The sequence below is a fragment of the Planctomycetaceae bacterium genome (genome assembly GCA_041398825.1).
In the GTDB taxonomy this organism is placed as follows: Bacteria; Planctomycetota; Planctomycetia; order Planctomycetales; family Planctomycetaceae; genus F1-80-MAGs062.
Window position 1 is genome coordinate 91,998 of the sequence record JAWKTX010000001.1, and the last position, 17,679, is coordinate 109,676.

Annotated in this window: 13 protein-coding genes; 11 read left to right on the top strand and 2 right to left on the bottom strand. The window is 53.5% G+C overall.

Annotation, left to right across the window (positions count from 1 at the left end; all coding sequences use genetic code 11):
• The first annotated feature begins 102 nt into the window (after nucleotides 1-102).
• Together R3C20_00355 and R3C20_00360 are read left to right on the top strand one after the other, a co-directional pair.
• On the top strand, nucleotides 103-237 hold the full coding sequence (locus tag R3C20_00355; GenBank protein ID MEZ6038922.1) for a hypothetical protein: 135 nt from the start codon (nucleotides 103-105) through the stop codon (nucleotides 235-237).
• Nucleotides 234-905 carry an alpha-ketoglutarate-dependent dioxygenase AlkB gene (locus R3C20_00360; protein ID MEZ6038923.1) on the top strand — a complete coding sequence of 224 codons (672 nt, stop codon included), beginning with the start codon at nucleotides 234-236 and terminating at the stop codon, nucleotides 903-905. The genes R3C20_00355 and R3C20_00360 overlap by 4 nt, the downstream gene beginning before the upstream one ends.
• On the opposite strand, the gene R3C20_00365 is transcribed toward R3C20_00360, so the two are convergent.
• Nucleotides 889-1,137: a hypothetical protein gene (locus tag R3C20_00365; protein ID MEZ6038924.1), complete on the bottom strand. Its 249-nt coding sequence runs from the start codon at nucleotides 1,135-1,137 to the stop codon at nucleotides 889-891. The genes R3C20_00360 and R3C20_00365 overlap by 17 nt on opposite strands.
• A 99-nt stretch (nucleotides 1,138-1,236) precedes the next feature.
• Between R3C20_00365 and R3C20_00370 the strand changes: the two genes are divergently transcribed.
• The 8 genes from R3C20_00370 to R3C20_00405 all read left to right on the top strand — a co-directional run bounded on the left by R3C20_00370 (nucleotide 1,237) and on the right by R3C20_00405 (nucleotide 15,255).
• On the top strand, nucleotides 1,237-1,767 hold the full coding sequence (locus tag R3C20_00370) for a dihydrofolate reductase family protein (protein MEZ6038925.1): 531 nt from the start codon (nucleotides 1,237-1,239) through the stop codon (nucleotides 1,765-1,767).
• A gap of 181 nt (nucleotides 1,768-1,948) precedes the next feature.
• Nucleotides 1,949-3,007, top strand: a complete 1,059-nt coding sequence (locus R3C20_00375) for a PA0069 family radical SAM protein (GenBank protein MEZ6038926.1) — start codon at nucleotides 1,949-1,951, stop codon at nucleotides 3,005-3,007.
• Between the two features lie 70 nt (nucleotides 3,008-3,077).
• On the top strand, nucleotides 3,078-7,076 hold the full coding sequence (locus R3C20_00380; protein MEZ6038927.1) for a DUF6797 domain-containing protein: 3,999 nt from the start codon (nucleotides 3,078-3,080) through the stop codon (nucleotides 7,074-7,076).
• Nucleotides 7,077-7,472: 396 nt separating this feature from the next.
• The gene (locus R3C20_00385; protein ID MEZ6038928.1) at nucleotides 7,473-8,093 is read left to right on the top strand and encodes a hypothetical protein; all 621 of its coding nucleotides are present in this window, start codon (nucleotides 7,473-7,475) and stop codon (nucleotides 8,091-8,093) included.
• A gap of 336 nt (nucleotides 8,094-8,429) precedes the next feature.
• A complete protein-coding gene (locus R3C20_00390) occupies nucleotides 8,430-9,380 on the top strand; it encodes a CBS domain-containing protein (protein ID MEZ6038929.1) in 951 nt (316 codons plus the stop codon).
• A gap of 143 nt (nucleotides 9,381-9,523) precedes the next feature.
• Nucleotides 9,524-12,124, top strand: a complete 2,601-nt coding sequence (locus tag R3C20_00395) for an FAD-dependent oxidoreductase (protein ID MEZ6038930.1) — start codon at nucleotides 9,524-9,526, stop codon at nucleotides 12,122-12,124.
• A 369-nt stretch (nucleotides 12,125-12,493) separates the two neighbouring features.
• Complete coding sequence (locus R3C20_00400; GenBank protein ID MEZ6038931.1) at nucleotides 12,494-13,864, top strand: Gfo/Idh/MocA family oxidoreductase; 1,371 nt, start codon at nucleotides 12,494-12,496, stop codon at nucleotides 13,862-13,864.
• A 104-nt stretch (nucleotides 13,865-13,968) separates the two neighbouring features.
• Entirely contained in the window at nucleotides 13,969-15,255 is a 1,287-nt protein-coding gene (locus tag R3C20_00405) for a PQQ-binding-like beta-propeller repeat protein (GenBank protein MEZ6038932.1), read from the top strand.
• Between the two features lie 119 nt (nucleotides 15,256-15,374).
• On the opposite strand, the gene R3C20_00410 is transcribed toward R3C20_00405, so the two are convergent.
• Nucleotides 15,375-16,325: an SDR family NAD(P)-dependent oxidoreductase gene (locus R3C20_00410; GenBank protein ID MEZ6038933.1), complete on the bottom strand. Its 951-nt coding sequence runs from the start codon at nucleotides 16,323-16,325 to the stop codon at nucleotides 15,375-15,377.
• Between the two features lie 164 nt (nucleotides 16,326-16,489).
• Here R3C20_00410 and R3C20_00415 point away from each other — a divergent pair, with 164 nt between their 5' ends.
• Nucleotides 16,490-17,530: a type I phosphomannose isomerase catalytic subunit gene (locus R3C20_00415; GenBank protein ID MEZ6038934.1), complete on the top strand. Its 1,041-nt coding sequence runs from the start codon at nucleotides 16,490-16,492 to the stop codon at nucleotides 17,528-17,530.
• Nucleotides 17,531-17,679: the final 149 nt, after the last annotated feature.

Below are 17,679 nucleotides of genomic sequence, written 5' to 3' on the forward strand. Positions count from 1 at the left end.
AGCGTACTGAGTTCTTCGACCATCAGTGTGTTCGTATCTTCGTGATTGAAGCCACCAGAGCCAACCCATACCTGCGGATCTCCTTGATGGAGCCGCTCTGACATGCTTCCTGAATACATCTGGCACGCCTTGCGGCAGCAGCCAACCCAGAGTGATGTTGTGTTTCCAGACGGTGATGATTACTTCTACTCGCTGATTGAACAGATCTCCCCGAACAATAGCGATCTTGTTCGGTGATCCGTTGCAAAAGCTTCTGGTACATTTCCGGAGCGGATGTATTCGGCGTTATTTCGGGGATGGTATTCGGAGACTGCAGCACGGACATGGTGGCGCAGGTGCAAACAATTGAACTCAGGGACGGTGGCGTCCTGCTGTACGACGAGATGTTTCTGCCTGCTGAACTGGCTGATCGCTACTTCGTCACGGTCAGGGGTGAGTGCCTCTGGGAGCAGAAGCCTGGGATCTTCGGACATATGCAGCCACGGCTGATTGCTTCCTTCGGTGATGAAGGCGTTACCTATCGATATTCAGGAACAACCAACATTGCTCTTCCCTGGACCAGGACATTGCTGGAGATCAAAGAGAAGATTGAGGCCATTCATGGACAGTACAATTACTGTCTGCTGAACCGCTATCGTTCTGGCCAGGATAGTATGGGGATGCACGCCGATAATGAGCCTGAAATGGGAAATGTGATTGGCTCCGTGTCGTTGGGGGCGACTCGGAAATTTCGTATCAAACATAACAAGTCCAAAGAGACGATGACATTCTCACTGGCTCACGGTTCGCTTCTGATCATGGCCGGAACTATGCAACAGTTTTGGAAGCACGAGATCCCAAAGACCAGGAAGAATGTTGGAGAACGAATTAACCTGACATACCGGCAGATTATTGAGCCAACCTGACAACCAAAGCTCCTGTCAGTCGCTGATTGAAATCGCACATGGCGAAGAAACGAAAGGCATCACCCCCGCCTGCAAGCTCATTCCATTGTCCGGGGAGAAACAACATCAGGAACTCGCGAATGGTATTGGAGAAGTTGGTCTCCGGAATCATCCTGCGTTGCTCAATGACAAGGTCTCTGATGCAGAACCGATAGGCGGTCTGTAAATTGGCAGGTGTCGACCCCGAATTCATCAAGCGGATGGGATCTGGTTCGCCCCCTGCAGTTGCAGTGTTTCGCAAAACCAAAAGCCGGTATTTTGTTGAAAGAGTTCAGAATTGTGGAAATAGATCATGCCTAAAGTTGTCTTGTTCATCGCCACGAGCCTCGATGGCTACATCGCCAGATCTGATGGAACCGTGGACTGGCTGTTTCACGATGCTGACTATGGTTATACCGAGTTCATGGGGGCGTTGGATGCCGTGGTGATGGGACGGACGACGTGGGAACAAGCGAAGACTTTCGAGGAAGTTCCGTTTGTCCGAAAACAGGTGTTTGTCTTTTCGCGGACGCTTCCAGCTTCGAGCGACAAACGTGTTCACCATGTTCATGGGGAAGTCGGGAGCGTCGTGGCTGCGATACGGCAGAATCTTCAACAAGACATTTGGCTGGTTGGCGGAGGCGATCTGATTCGCCAGTTTATCTCGCGTCGCTTGATTGATGAATTCCGTCTGTTCGTGCATCCGATCATCCTGGGAGAGGGCATCCCACTGTTTCTTTGTCACTCTGAACGAACGAATCTCAAGTTTGAGGGAATCCAGTCCTTTCCCAGCGGGTTGGTCGAACTTCGGTATCGGCTGGGGCAGGGCGGATCAACGGCATGAGTGGGGGTCCTGACGCGAACGAGCGATCAATGACGACATCGCCTCTGCCTGGTGGCGACGCCAGGCACTGGTCAGGCAGATGGCAAAGTGCAGGCTTCTTCGATTTCGCGGACGGTCTCCCGTACAATCACACAAGATCAGGCTGTTCCTGCCTCACACCCAATATGAAAGCGACACAAGAATGCGTCACGGTTCCAATCTCAACCCGCCGAATCGATTTGAGTCGATTCATCGGGAAGCAGACCTGGAGCATTTTGAATGGGACCAGGAATATTTGCGTGAACTTTCCCATCGCAGGGTTGAGTACATCGACGATGCGTCCAGGAGCATCATTTCGGAGAATACTTCCCCTGATATTCCCTTCCGATACAGCATTAACCCGTACCGTGGATGTGCCCACGCCTGTTCCTATTGCTATGCTCGTCCGAGCCATGAATACCTGGGGCTCGATGCCGGGCTCGACTTCGAAACGAGGATTGTCGTCAAGCATAACGCTGCTCAGTTGTTCCGTGACTTCTTGTCCAACAGGAAGTGGAAACCCGAACCGATCACTTTTTCGGGAGTTACAGACTGCTACCAACCGGTGGAACGAGAATTACGTATCACACGGCAATGTCTTGAAGTCGCTTTGGAGTGTCGCCAACCGGTGAACATCATCACAAAGAACGCCCTGGTTCTCCGAGATCTGGAGATACTCAAGCAACTCGCAGCCAGGAACCTTGTTCACGTTTTTCTTTCCATCACCAGCCTCAATCCAGAGCTTGCCCGTGACATGGAACCCCGAACAAGTATCCCGGCAGCTCGCCTGCGGGCCGTACGAATGCTGTCAGAGTCGGGGGTGCCTGTCGGCGTGATGACGGCCCCTGTTATCCCCGGACTCAATGATTCTGAAATTCCCGGACTTCTGTCGGCGGCAAAGGAAGCCGGGGCGATCTCTGCCAGTTACATCCTGCTGCGGCTCCCGCTGACCGTGGAACCTGTCTTTATCGAATGGCTGCAACGGGTCCTTCCGGCGAAAGCAGATATGATTCTTGGTCGAATTCGTGAAACACGTGACGGTCAGATGAACAGCGCTGCATTTGGTGAAAGAATGCGCGGTACCGGAATCATTGCCGAGCAAATCAGAAACATGTTTCATCTTTTTCGACAACGGAACTTGCTTGAAGCTCGACTGCCACCATTGAATTGCGATTTGTTCAGACCTCCTGCAGACAGATCCGGGCAGCTGAGATTGTTCTGATTCGACATTCTGAGACCTTGTGTGAATCTTCAAACCTCGTCTTCTTCAGAACAGTGCACAGGAATCCATCGTGTCAAAAAGTTCTACACCTGTTTCTGATCGTCGAATATCTCTGTCGCCTGTTGTCCTCCTGATGGTCGTCTGCACTGCATTACCCCTGCGGGGTTATGCCGACGAACAACTTCTTCAGTCGTTAATGCAGCAGTCGCCCGAAGTTCTTGCGGCGAAGGTGCATTTGCGAGGTGATCCAAAGCGCGGCGCTGTGGTGTTCTTTAAATCCGCAGCGGGGTGTGTTCGTTGCCACGGCGTTGGAAGGAACTCTTCGCCTTTGGGCCCGGACTTTGCAACGTTGTCTGCGAATGTCAAAGATGGAATGATTGACGGTCGCCCGGTGACGGAGCATATCGTGGATTCCGTTTTGCGACCGTCGCACTCGATTCGCAAAGGTTTTGAAACTGTCACTGTGCTGACACTGGATGGCCAAACTCAAAGTGGCGTGGTTGCTCGCCAGGCTGACGGCGAAATTGTTTTGCGTGACGCTGCTGATCTCCAGAAGGAAATCACCATCGCACGGTCAAACATTGACGAGATGACAGTTTCCAGAACATCCATGATGCCGGAGGGACTTGCCGGTGCTTTGTTTGACGAAGGCGAATTTTACTGTCTTGTGAAATATCTGTCGGAAGTCATAGAGGGTGGTATTGATCGACAACGTCTGCTGCAGCCATCCGACGATGAATTGATCGTGAAGGACGACTCCGTTGGGCTTAATCATGCAGGTATTCTTCTATCGCTCGGAAGTCGCGATCTTCAGCGTGGGCGCGAGATCTTCCAGGGGCACTGCAGAAATTGTCATGGCACCGCCGGCGACACACCCACCCTTCCTTCTGCCCGAGCCTTTGGGAAACAGCCGCTGAAGTTCGGAGCAGATCCCTACCAGATGTTGCTGACTTTGACTCGGGGCAATGGTTTGATGTCGCCGATGCAGCATCTCTCACCGCGAGAACGGTATCAGGTGATTCACTTCATTCGTGAAGAATTAATGAAGCCGGCGAATCCCTCTTATGTGGCGATCGACGAGGAATACCTGCAGAGTCTTCCGAAAGGAACAGGCACAGGCGATGAACAGCAGACCGGTGAACGTGACTTTGGTCCTGTCCTTGGTTCTCAGCTCGGAAACGCCGTGAACAACGCTCTGACTTATCGTCTTCCTGATGACATTACTGTCAGCTACGACCTGCACCGGATGCAGATTGCTGATGCCTGGGCGGGCGGTTTTCTGAATCTCTCAGAGACTCAGCACTACCGCCAGCGGGGTGAGAGAATGCCTCGTGTTGATGGAGATCGGATTCCGGGATTGAATACCTGGCAGTGGGCGTTCAGGGGTTCGTTTGATATCCCTGCCGATGCCAAACCACCGCGGGGCCCCGTGAACCCGGAACGCATGCAGTATTTTGGTCATTACCTCCATGGTGACCGTGCCGTGATGAGCTATGCGATTCAGGGGCGGCGCATTCTTGAAACAGTGCAGGCGTCGTCAGATGAGCCAAACGTAAATGAACGCATCTTTTCCGGTTCAGTGGTGACACTTCGTCATACGCTCCGTATCGAACCCGGGACAGAGCCGCTAATGCTGACGGTCGCAGAGTTGCCGAATAGTCTGGATGGATCTGCCGTTGTCGTTCCGACAGATTTGGTTTCAGAATCACGGATTGGGCAATCCCTCGTTGGCCATCCCGAACCATCTCGAGTTGGGACGCCGGTTCCTGTTTCTGATCGGACGGCCATGCTGACCGCGCCCCCGGACAGGAGCAGTCGCGGACCACGTATGTCGAATGAAGCCATGCATGTTGTGCGAGCAGAAGAGGCTCGCAAACTGGATCTGGGCACTACCGATCGCACCGTGATTGTCCGCTTTCGAACTGAGAATGACGGAACTTTGGTTGCCTCGACTCCGGATCGAGGCGAATGGAAGCCGGATGGGAAAACCTTGTTTGTGCGAGGCGGCCGTCTAGTGTTCGACATTGGCTGGGTGGGCGCCCTGGTTGGCAGGATTCCGGTCAGTGACGGGAAATGGCACACCGCCGCGCTGGTCGTGACAGCTGATGAAACCCGGCTTTATGTGGATGGGAAGCTTGATGGGGTTCGGAAGGGTTTTCGTCGAGATCCCGTGGCGGGGCATGTGCTGAAAATTGGGGCCACCGCTACCAATTTTGGAGGCGATTTCTCAGGCGAACTGGAATGGGTGACCGTGATTGATTCGGCGATGAGCGACGAAGCTCTGGCCTCTCAGGGCAATGTCGCCGAACGGCCACCGCGAAAGGCATTATTTGTCTGGGTTCCACCACACAACCATCCAGCACAGTCAGGTTCCGGGACCACAGCGGGCACTCCGCGGGTTGTCAACGCGGCTCAGGTGGCGGGCGATGTTGAAGGACTTCAATGGATTTCGAGCTTTGAGGATCGCATCGTCCTGGGCATTCCTGCCAGCGACAAAGTGCAACTGATTCAGATCAGTCGAGCATCGTTTGAGACGACGGAACAGAACATTGAGGCCTGGAGAGGCGGGGAGATTTCGTTGCCGCTGTGGTCGGCGAAAGAGGAACCCCAGGGCTCCGTCGAAGATCTGGGGCAACTCCTGCAGGGTGGTCCCACGCGCTGGCCGCAGTTGCTGACGGTCAGGGGACAGTTGGGCGAATCCATCAACGGCTACGCGCTGGATTCGATCCCTGTCCCATTTGAGAATCCCTGGAATTCCTGGCTCCGAACCAGCGCTCTGGATTTCTTTTCTGATGGGCGTGCCGTCGTAACGACTCACGGCGGTGATGTGTTCATCATTTCGGGGATCGATGCCTCTCTGCGGCAGGTCCGGTGGAAACGCTTTGCTGCCGGCCTTTTTGAACCGTTTGGAGTGCGCGTTGTCAATGACACGATTTACGTGACCTGCCGTGACGGGCTCAAGCGGCTGCACGATTTTGATGACAATGGCGAAGCGGATTTTGTGGAAGCATTCTGGAATGACGATGACGTTTCATGCCAGTTCCATGCATACAACTTTGATCTGCAGACAGATTCGCGGGGAAATTTCTGGTTTGCGAAGGCAGGGCAATACACGAATCACCATCGCCCGGGCAGCATCATGAAGATTCCACCGCAGGGAGGTACCGCAGAAGTTGTGGCCTGGGGACTTCGCACACCCAATGGCATGGGAAAACTGTCCGACGATCGTTTCACTGTGTCTGATAATCAGGGGCCGTGGATGCCGGCAGGGAAGATCTCTTTGATCAAAGATCGTGGATTCTACGGCAATATGCCAATTAACGACGAACAGGAGCAGTGGCTCAAGGCTCAGCATGGCGGGAGTTTGCCCGATGCCTTCGATGAACCGATGATCTGGCTTCCGCAGGATGTCGACAATTCCTGTGGCGGGCAGATCTGGGTGGACGACGGACGTTTTGGCCCCCTTGCAAATCGGCTTATTCATTCATCATACGGGAAGGGGTGGCTGTATTACCTGGCCTTGCAGGACGTCGACGGAATGACTCAGGCGAGCGTCGTCCCGCTTCCGCATCAGTGGGATGCCGGCGTGATGCGTTTGCGAGTTCATCCCGCCGATGGACAACTCTACGGTGTTGGTCTTTCAGGCTGGCAGGGGCCTCGTGATGGTAAGGATGGGTGTTTTCAGCGTCTTCGCTATACGGCAGATCCAGTCCTGATGGTTGAACAGACCGAGGTGACAAAGAACGGACTTCGTATCACGTTCAGTTTTGATCTGGACGAACAGTCGCTGAAGAATGCCGATTCATGGCAGGCTGAGATGTGGAACTATCTGTGGTCAAAGCGCTACGGAAGCGATCAATTTTCGGTGCGTCGACCGGAAGAACGACATCATGATCAAGTTGAAGTGACGGATGCCAGGGTTCTGGATTCTCGAACGGTCGAAATAACCATGCCCGGCCTGCAGGTCTGTGATCAAATGCAGCTGAAGATGAACCTGAAATCGGCTGGCGGACGTCGCTATGCCGAAACGATCTGGATGACCATTCATGCGATTCCTGATGCGGACTGACGGCCTTCTGACGCGCTGCCTGAATGTCGCCTCCAGGAATCAGAGATCGCATGACGTCGTCTGTCCATTTCCATCAGAATTCCTCCTGTCTTTCCACTATTGCCGCCGCGACCCGTCGAAGAGCTTCCAGGAACAGAGCGTCTGAAAAAGCTCTTGATTACTCCAATGGATTGAGCTGACAACATCTGGATTTACAGCGGCTTTGTTAAGTCATTCCGGTACGGTGAGTCCCGCTGCGGGATGAGGAAACCCGGGTGGTGGCAAATATTTATAGCCGAGGTGGCGGAATCCATTGAGGCTCGCCATACTTCGCGCGAAACAAATCTGTTGTGCATTTTTTTCAATCCACGGGGCCACTGATTGTCCTGTTTCCATGTTGCGTCGGAGCTGTTCCGGATGCCGCTCAAAGATGTTCGGCTGTCGATAATTGAAGAGCGAATTCCTCGAAGGATCTCTGATTTCCTGCGTGAAGCGGATGAACGCATCGAAGAGTTCATTTCTGAACGCAGGGTTCGGATCAGCGGCTTTGTCCCCAGCGATTTCGTAGCCGTGTACCACGCCCTGAATACGATGGTCGATAGCGATCTGGCAAACGGTGATATGTTTTGCGAATGGGGCAGCGGCTTCGGGATTGTGACGTTGCTGGCCGCACATTTCGGATTTGAGTCGTGGGGGCTGGAGATTGAGGCGAGCCTGGTCGATGCGGCCATGGAAATGTCGAAAGACTTTGATTTGCCTGCAGAGTTCATCCATGGGAGTTTCGTCCCTGAGGGCGCGCAATCAATGGTCGAAGGCGCAAATCAGAGTGACGTGATGTGGTTGTACACGGACGCTGATGATGCTTATGCAGAAATGGGCTTGACCATTCGAGACTTCGACGTTGTTTACGCATTTCCATGGCCAGGAGAAGAGGATCTGATCGCAGATCTGTTCGAAGCCTATGCTTCTGCCGGTGCGTTGTTATTAACCTACGGACATCTGGATGGAGTCCGTGTTCGGCGGAAGGTTGCTGTTTAGCTGTCCGTTGAAAAACCGGGACAGGCACGCCAGAAGAATGGAAACGTCGTGTATTCAGCTCTCCTGCTCGAGCCAGTCCCGATTTTCAACAGGCTGTTTAGCCTTGTGCCCGATTTCTTCCGCAAGATGAAATTCACCGAAATCCGGCAAGATTTCCAACTGCCCGTTTCGACCCCGAATTCGCATTGTCTGCCAGCGATTGCACAGACAACATAGACGACGCTGATTCCCTCTCCCGTCGCGTGGGTGTTTCTGCGATTTCTGAATCGCCGCATCAGTCATTCAGGACTGATGATTTCGCACGCATGCAGTATTCTCTTCAAGAAAGGGTGTGCCATGGATTTGTCTCCCGTTTCTGCGCTCCAGATCATGACCCGCAATCTGGCAACAACCACCCCCAATGTTCACGTGCTGAATGCCGTGGACAAGCTGATCGCTCAACGTGTTTCCGGTTTGCCTGTTGTGACCGAGACTCATGTTCTGATAGGACGTTTCACGGAACAATCTGCAATTGCCGCTCTGGATTTAGCGGGACTCAGCGACAAACCGTCTTCTTTGAATAGTCGAAGTTGCCTGAACCTGTTGATTGCTGCGGACGTCATGAAACCCCCGTCTCTGGTACTCCACAGCCATTCCGACGTGATGTCGTGTACCGACCAGTTGATACGCAAGGGAGTATCGGGCGCTCCGGTACTGGCTTCTGATGGTACTGTACTGGGCGTCTTCTCCGAAAAATCCGCAATGCAGGTGTTTATTCGACTGTGCTGGGAACAATCGCCATGCGCAGCGGTGACTGCATGGATGGATGACGAGCCCGGACGAATGATCAATGAGCAAACGACATTGCCCGAGATTCTCGAACGTTTTCATCAGACCTCTTTTCGGCGTCTGCTTGTGACTCGCCAGGGACGTTTGATAGGCGAAATTACGAGGCGAGATGCGCTGTCTGCCGCAGTCACGGCCATCAGAACTCCGCTAGTCGAATCACAGGACAGGGCGGACATGAATGGCCTTGCATACAAGGCAACCGTATCCTTCTGGATGCAGCATGAAGTTCCGGTTGTTTCGCCAGCGTTGAACGTCTTGTCCATCGCGCAGAACTTTATCGAATCGTCAGTCCGGCAATTGCCGGTTGTGGACGATGGATCCCTGCTGGGACAAATCAGTCGAAGCGATCTGCTGAGGGCCGTGCAGAGATTCTTTCCTGTTCCACAGCCTGCTGCTGCTCGCCCACAACCGCTTTACCTGAGCGCTGTGGCTCCGGGAAGAGAATTCGTTACCACGTGAGGTTCCGTTAATCAACTGTGATCAGTGTTCAGGAATGTGGCTCGGGCCGTCCATTGAATCTTGAAACGCTTCGATGTTTCGTCGAAGCGTTTTTTTGCGTACCCTGTTTCGCGCTCAGATCGTGTTCTTGTTAGGGCTGTTATATGTTCGTGCGTTGCCTGATTGTCTTGCTTTACTGCCTGGGGGAGTCTGTGTGCCCTGGCGAAGATCATCAAATTGATGTTACCGAGGTATCTGCTGATGTTCTGATTGTTGGCGGAACCGAATCTGGATGTGCGGCGGCGGTGCAGGCAGCCAGAATGGGAGTAAAGTCTATTGTACTGGTCAATGATACGTCCTGGCTTGGCGGACAGTTTTCGTCGGAGGCCCTGGTTGCAATCGACGAGAACCGGGGACCGGCCGGCTACGATCACACGGTTCCCTTTCCGCGGAACGGTTCGTTTCTGGAGATCATTGACCTCATCGAGCAGCTGAATAACCGCAAGTACGGAGCATCTCGCCCGGGGAATACACGCGTGATTACGACCTGTCGACCCGCGGATGCCGCCGAAGTTTTTCAGGAATGGCTGCAGCCCTATGTAGCGTCTGGTCAGCTTAAAATCGTCGACAACCAGTTTCCGATTGCTGCATTCAGAACAGGGGATCGGTTGAATGGAATGATGTTTGAACCGGCCATGGTTACTGATAATGACAACGGAGATCAGGTGAAGAGCAAGCTTATTGTTCGAGCTGCAATTACCATTGATGCCTCTGACTGGGGCGACGCGATCAAACTGGCTGGCGCGGATTATGAATTCGGGCCCGATTTGCATGACAAGTATGGAGAACCGCTCGCTCCGATCGATCGCAGCTCGTACCCCGTCACGGATATGAATCCAGTGACATACAATTTAGTGATCCATGAAACAGATCGATACGAGCCCATTCCTGCTCCTGAAAACTATAATCCGGAAAACTACCGACATCACAACTGGCCGCGGGATCCATTGTGGTTGTATGAAAGCCGACGGATCATCGATCACTACAATCTCCCGGATGTCACGCACCCGGATGTTCTCCTGCTGTGTTTTCCGGCGATCGACTACCCGCTGGACGTTCTGCCTGCTGGTGTGGCCGCTGCTTTGGAGGCAACAGAGCAGGGGGCTTCCGCAAAGAATATTGTTCAGCTCAGTCGCACCCAGCGGGAGATTATATTTCGTGATGCAAAACTATACTCGCTGGGATTCCTGCACTACCTGCAGACAGAAGTTCACTCCGCGATGCCGGATCAGGAACACAGTTTTCGTCGGTTTGAACTTACAGACGAATTCAAGACCTCAGATCGACTGCCACCAAAGCCATATATCCGCGAATCACTGCGACTGCGAGCCATGTACATGATGCGACAGCAGGACACAATGGGGTATCGGGGGAATGCCAGAAGGTATTCGCAGGTGATGTATCATGACGCGTTGGGGGCATGGCAGTTCGAATATGACTTCCATCCGACACGGCGAGTGTTTCTGGACGACGATAACCCGACCGGTCCCTGGAAATGCGATTTTCGTCCCGGCCGAACATGGGGACCGCCCTACAGTGGGCTTAGTACTTTTCCGCTGCGCAGCTTGATCCCGGCGAAGCTGGATGGGCTTCTGGGATGTCAGAAGAACCTGGGATACAGCAGCATCGTCAGTTCGGCGCTGCGTCTGCATGACCAGAGCATGGCGATCGGTACTGCGGCTGGGGCAACTGCCGCATTCTGCATCAGACATCAGATGGATGCCCGGGCCATTCCGGTGAATCGTGAGCGACTCGTGGCGCTTCAGCGTTCACTGGTTGAAGAGTGTGATGAATCTTGTCGGCATATCCTGTGGCCATTTCCTGATTTAAAGCCTGATCACGCTGCCTTTGTTGCCGCCAATCTACTGGCTGTAACGGGCAGTCTTCCGCTTGACCCGCGTCGGCCGGAGCTGAATCCTGATGTGCCAGCCACGATCGACTGGTGCAATGAAGTAAAGCAAATCTCCCTGGCTCAGCGCAATACCGTGGGGGACATCGATATCCCGTTGATTGAAGGTATGACACGTGGCGAGTTTCTCATCAAATGGTGGAAGGCCATTGAATCTTTGTCGATGAAATCTTTTCACAGCAGGTCAGGTAAAGTCACGTCTCCTGCCGACTCAGATGGAGACGGTATTGATGACATTGAAGATGCTCTTCCGTTCGATCCCGCTCCAAACAGCTGGTCCCATATTTCGGTCCCTGCGGATCGGGATGGTGTGCCGGATTCGTTGGCTGGTAAGCCGGTTGACGGAGTCATTCGGTTCAATTTTGCCGGGCCGGGTGTGACTGATATTGATGGCTTCCGGAAGGAAAGCGGTCGCAAATTTGAAACGGAATCTGGTTTTGGATGGCGGCGAGACATTTCTTCAAATCACCGAAAGCGTGAGCAGATCAGCGGCGATTATCGTGATACATTTCTGTTTACACGTAGTCATGATACCTGGGACTTCGCTGCCAGAAATACCCGATGGAGGGTTACGGTTTGCGTCGGCGATTCCGGCCATGAACAATCAGGTCAGAATGTGACGGTGGAAGGTCAGCCTCTGGTCCGGAATGAGACAACAGCCGCCGGAGAATGGCTCGAACGTTCCATGATCGTGTCTGTGAGCGACGGCATGCTCACACTGGAGATTGGATTAGCGGGCTCGACAACGAACACCTGTCTGAACTGGATCGAGATTGTACCTGTGGACGAGCCATGAGAATGGTGTGAACCCGGCCCGGTGGTCTCACAACGATGTCTTCAGCCTTGAACCGTTTTGTTTGTTTATGGCGATCTTAGCTTAGCTGTCCGTTGAAAATTGGGACAGGCACGCTGGACGGCGGTAAACCGTCGTATCTTAAGGTCCCTTGTTCGAGCCAGTCCCGTTTTCAACGGACAGTTTAGAGTTCATGGACCTGAATTCTGTTTGCTGAGGGAACTTTGCTGCTGTTTGCGTACATTTCCAGCAGTCTTTTGAATAGCCTATAAAGACCAGCACATTCGTTTCTGCAGTGTTCAGGCAGGAGCGCTGAAACTGACGTTCATTGACCGAGTCAAATATCTGCCCATCCTTGAAAGTTGTGATCCCATGACTGTATCGAATACCCCATCACGTCGTCGCTTCCTGCAGAATGTTGCTGCTCTGGGAGCTGCGGCCGTTTTATGCCCGAATTCCAGTCGTGCCACCGGTTATCTGTCGCCGAATGACCGGCCCGTATTTGCCACCATTGGACTTCGAAATCAGGGTTGGGCAATTACGAGCAAATCTTTTCAGTTTGCAGACTTTGCCGCGTTGGCGGATGTCGATGCGAATGTGTTGGGAGCCAATGTTGAAAAGACGGAGAAAAGGCAAACAAAGAAACCGGACGCCTACAGCGACTATCGAAAGGTTCTGGATCGTCAGGATATCGATGCCGTTATGATTGCGACGCCCGATCACTGGCACACCAAGATCGCTGTGGAAGCGATGCTGGCCGGCAAGGATGTTTATTGTGAAAAGCCGCTTACGCTGACAATCGCTGAAGGCAAACTCATTGAAAAGATGGTGAAACAGACCGGGCGAGTGTTTCAGGTCGGAACGATGCAGAGAACAGAATCGGAACAGCGATTTCTGCAGGCCGTGGCGCTGGTTAAGGCAGGACGCATTGGCAAAGTAAAACGCGTCACCTGCGGTATTAACGGAATGGAGTCTTCGCCGGTGATTCCGGTGACAGCTGTACCGGAAGGGCTCGACTGGGAATCCTGGCTTGGTCCGGCTCCCAAAGTTGATTATCGAGCCTTACCGCAGCTTCGCGAAGGATATGGGGGTGGCGTGCCCCTGTTCAGCAATTGTCACTACGCATTTCGTAATTGGCACGAGTACAGTGGCGGTAAGTTGACTGATTGGGGTGCTCACCACGTCGATATTGCCTGCTGGGCATTAGGTGCGACTGAGACCGGGCCAAGCCGCATCACACCGCTGGAGTTCAACCTGCCTGTTGAATACAAGGATGGTTTTCCGGTAGTTGATGATCAGTATAATGCCGCCACAAGCTTTCGAATCAAAGTCGACATGCCTGACGATGTCGAAATGATCATCACGAGTGAAGGCGATAACGGCATCCTCTTCGAAGGCACAGAAGGCCGCTTCTTTGTCAATCGTGGCAAGATTGTTGGTGCGCCGGTTGAGGCGCTCAAGTCGAATCCATTGCCTGCCGGAGCGATTGAAGAAGTTTACGGTGGCCCGGTGAGTGCAAATCACACCGCGAATTTCATCGAAGGTATGCGGTCCCGGAAACAGCCGATTTCTGATGTGTGGTCTCACAACCGGATGCTGGAGATTTGTCACCTGAGCAACATCGCCATGCGATTGAATCGTTCTCTCGCCTGGGACCCCGTTCATCGCGAAGTCATTGGTGACGATCAGGCAAATTCATTCCTTGCGAGAGAGAATCGAAAAGGATACGAGATCAACATGTAGCGATCCTTCTCAGGGTGAATTCAGGGAAGATCACCGACCTGAATTCACCTGTCTGAGATCTGGTTTGCTCATTTCACGATCACCCAGGAATTCGCAGGCCCTGTATGCATCAATCGATCGGCTGTTTGTTCGTCCTGTCCATCTTCGGAGCATGCATGTCGGCCGCTCCATCGGAGGAGTGGCCATGTTGGCGCGGTCCGCGTGGAGATGGCACATCAATTGAAACAGACGTTCCTGTCGAATGGAACGGTCAGACTGGCCACAATATTGCCTGGAAAACAGAATTGCCGGCTCACGGACATTCGTCCCCAATTGTTTTTGGGCAATTTGTCTTCGTCACAGGCTGCATTGAAGAAACTCAGCAGCGTGTGTTGATGTGTTTTCAGCGTTCAGACGGCAAGCTACTGTGGCAGAGTGTCGTCACGACTTCCACACTGGAAAAGCGACACAAGCTCAACAGCTATGCTTCGGGGACACCCGCGACAGATGGCAAACATGTTTACGCCACATTTCTCGTGACCGATGGTCGTGAGGTCCCAGCTCCTAATGTTGGTTCGCCACGTCCGGTAACACCCGGTGAAATTCTGGTCGCAGCCTTTGATTTCGAGGGTAAGGCCCTCTGGAGTGTGTCCCCCGGCGGTTTTACAAGCGTCCATGGGTTCTGTAGTTCGCCGGTAATCTATGGCAATCTTTTGATCATCAATGGCGATCACGATGGCGATTCGTATGTTGCCGCTCTGGATCGTTCGAACGGAGAAGTTGTTTGGAAGACTCCGCGTGAGCACAAAACGCGTAGTTACTGTACGCCGATCATTCGCACGATCGAAGGTCGCGACCAGATGGTTCTGACGGGTAGTAAACGTGTTGTCAGTATGGATCCACGGTCAGGCGCACTGAACTGGCTGATAGAAGGGCCAACGGAGCAGTTCGTTTCATCGATGGTCTACGATGGAGAGAAGTTCTATCTGACGGCTGGGTTTCCGACTCATCATGTGATGGCGGTGCGTCCATCAGGGCAGGGCGACGTCACATCTTCGCATGTGGCATGGCATAGTGAAGCGGCCAAATGCTATGTGCCCTCACCAGTGCTGCAGGGACGTTACCTGTTTGTGGCAGATGATCGTGGTACAGTCAATTGTTTCGATAAGGAATCCGGCGATCGAATCTGGCAGGATCGACTGGGCAACCACTACAGCGCGTCACTGGTGACGGCCGGCGGACTCGTGTATTTCACCGCCGATGACGGCACCACTGCAGTCGTGAAGCCGGGAGACAAACTTGATGTGCTGCATCGTAATCCACTGGGAGAGTTTACCTATGCTTCCCCGGCCATTTCCGATGGGCAGATTTTCTTTCGGGGCGACCGGTACCTGACTGCCGTTGGCAAATGAATCTCACCCGGATTGAATGCAGAGGGCGGCAATTGGCACGTCCAATAGCAGCGAAGACGGGAAATGCCTGACCATGTGTTGTCAGGCATTGCACCCCTCACAGATAGTTTGTTCCGGCATCAGTTTGCTTGAAGCCTGCGATCCTTGAACCAGAGCGCGGTCTTTGTGAGTCCATCGGCCACAGGTACGGCAGGGCCGAGTAATTCGACCAGTCGATCAGCGTTCAGCAGACTTCGTTCCACGTCACCCGGACGCCGATCTGCCGGCGCCATTTCGATGTCCGAGCCGATGACACTTTGAAGACGTTCAGCCAGCTGACGCGTGGTGGTTTCCTGTCCGGTGCCGACATTCAGAATTGCGTCAGGGATCCGCCCTTCGAACGCAGCGATGTTGGCGTTCACAACATCGTCTACGTAAACATAGTCACGTACGCAGCCATCGTCGCCCGTGGTTTTTCGAGCATTGATTCGGATCGATTCGTTGGCCAGCATGCGATTGCAGAATATGGCGACCACTCCTGCTTCGCCATGTGGGTCTTGTCGTGGTCCGTAGACATTGGCGTAACGAAGAACAGTGTAGTTCAGGCCGTGTTCGAACTTGAAACAGGCGAGGTATTTTTCGACTGCGAATTTACTGCAAGCGTAGGGGCTGACGGGCATTGGAATGGTGTCAACCCCCGCGGAAGTGCCATCGGGGACCTCACCGTAAATCGCGCCACCTGTGCTGGCAAAGACCAGCCGTTCCACTTTGTGGTTCACGCATGCCTGCATGATGTTGATTGAACCAATGATATTCACCTGGGCGTCCATCTGTGGTTCGCGCACACTAATGGCTACGCTTGCCTGTGCTGCCTGATGTGTCACGATGGTGGGTTTGAACTGGTCAAACGCATTCTGAACGCCTGAAGGATCGCAGATGTCTGTTTCGAAGAATGTGGCAGCAGCAGGAATGTTCTCGCGTCGTCCGGACACAAGGTTATCGAGAACAGCGACTTCCCATCCCTTTTCCAGCGCGCGATCCGCAATGTTACTTCCGATAAATCCAGCACCACCAGTAATCAGTAACCGCATCTGCCTTGGTCTTTCAATTGACGGATGATCTACAATGACTTTGACGAGGCCCTTTTGGCAGGCTCAGAAGTAACCCGCGCACACTAGAAAGTGTGACAAACATCGACATGTTCCCTGACGAATATGCCGGAATAAGCAGTATTCTGAAGGGAACGCAATACAGAATGACGATTGTTCGGACAGGCGCCAATTCCTCAACAGCCGCGGCGGAAGAATTCACAGGAGTGATCCATCCCATGGAGCCACTGACTTTTACTCCCATCCTGAAACGCATCCGCTGGGGAGGGTCTCGCCTTGGCACACTGCTGAAGAAGCCGGTGGGGACAGAATCCGATTACGCCGAAAGCTGGGAGATTGCGGATCATGCGGATGGGCAGAGTTACGTCTGCAGCGGCGATTATTCCGGCATGGCACTCACCGAATTAATCTCACAACAGCCAGAGGAACTTTTTGGCCGACATGCCGGGGTGAGTCAGTTTCCACTGCTGATGAAATTTCTGGATGCGAACGACTGGCTGTCGTTGCAGGTTCATCCCGATGACGTACTTGCCAGGCAATTCAATGCGCGGGAAAACGGAAAAACAGAGGCCTGGGTTATCATCGACGCAGCGCAGGACAGCAGAATTTGTGCGGGATTAAAGCCGGGGGTTGATGCCAGGCAGCTCCGTCGGGCTGTGGAATCAGGCCATGTGGAATCCTGCCTTCATATTTACCCGGTCAAGCCCGGCGATTGTATTTACGTACCAGCCGGCACTGTCCACGCGCTCGGGCCGGGCATCGTGCTGGCGGAAATTCAGCAACAAAGCAACCTGACGTTTCGCTTGCACGATTGGGGACGGGTGGGGGCGGATGGAAAACCACGGCCCCTTCATCTGGACGAATCACTGGCGTGCACAGACTTTAATCGGGGGCCGGTTGACCCGGTCAAGCCTGTTCAGCTTGCAGGGACGACTCATGTTTTTGAAGAACTCGTCCGATGCCCCTATTTCGTTATCCGGCGGCATCAGTCGGCGAATCCGTTTGCGGTTCGGTGCGACAACCGCTTTCGGGTGGTCATGGTGCTGGAGGGGAAGGGGGTTTTGCAGACGACCAGAACGGAATTACTGCTGAACCCGGGGCAGACAGTGTTGTTGCCCGCCTCCTGTGCGTCGGTTGAAATTCTGCCGGAAACGCCAATCACAGTTCTTGAAGTGCTCCAGCCATAGCGTGGAACCGTATCTGACAGTCCAGAATTGTTGGTGACCAACTTGCTTAGCCTGCGGCACTGGTTGATTCTGCATCGATTCCAGCCTACGCTGCCCAGAATTCACGGATGGCCGTTTGAATCGCAGTCTTCGCCCGTTTTTCCCCTCGG

What these genes read in the sequence shown, in the direction of transcription:
- R3C20_00395 (MEZ6038930.1), top strand. Translation starts at nt 9,524, where the DNA reads ATGTTCGTGCGTTGCCTGATTGTCTTGCTTTACTGCCTGGGGGAGTCT.
- R3C20_00405 (MEZ6038932.1), top strand. Translation starts at nt 13,969, where the DNA reads ATGCATCAATCGATCGGCTGTTTGTTCGTCCTGTCCATCTTCGGAGCA.
- R3C20_00375 (MEZ6038926.1), top strand. Translation starts at nt 1,949, where the DNA reads ATGCGTCACGGTTCCAATCTCAACCCGCCGAATCGATTTGAGTCGATT.
- R3C20_00415 (MEZ6038934.1), top strand. Translation starts at nt 16,490, where the DNA reads ATGACGATTGTTCGGACAGGCGCCAATTCCTCAACAGCCGCGGCGGAA.
- R3C20_00385 (MEZ6038928.1), top strand. Translation starts at nt 7,473, where the DNA reads ATGCCGCTCAAAGATGTTCGGCTGTCGATAATTGAAGAGCGAATTCCT.
- R3C20_00400 (MEZ6038931.1), top strand. Translation starts at nt 12,494, where the DNA reads ATGACTGTATCGAATACCCCATCACGTCGTCGCTTCCTGCAGAATGTT.
- R3C20_00370 (MEZ6038925.1), top strand. Translation starts at nt 1,237, where the DNA reads ATGCCTAAAGTTGTCTTGTTCATCGCCACGAGCCTCGATGGCTACATC.
- R3C20_00355 (MEZ6038922.1), top strand. Translation starts at nt 103, where the DNA reads ATGCTTCCTGAATACATCTGGCACGCCTTGCGGCAGCAGCCAACCCAG.
- R3C20_00410 (MEZ6038933.1), bottom strand. Translation starts at nt 16,325, where the DNA reads ATGCGGTTACTGATTACTGGTGGTGCTGGATTTATCGGAAGTAACATT.
- R3C20_00390 (MEZ6038929.1), top strand. Translation starts at nt 8,430, where the DNA reads ATGGATTTGTCTCCCGTTTCTGCGCTCCAGATCATGACCCGCAATCTG.
- R3C20_00365 (MEZ6038924.1), bottom strand. Translation starts at nt 1,137, where the DNA reads ATGAATTCGGGGTCGACACCTGCCAATTTACAGACCGCCTATCGGTTC.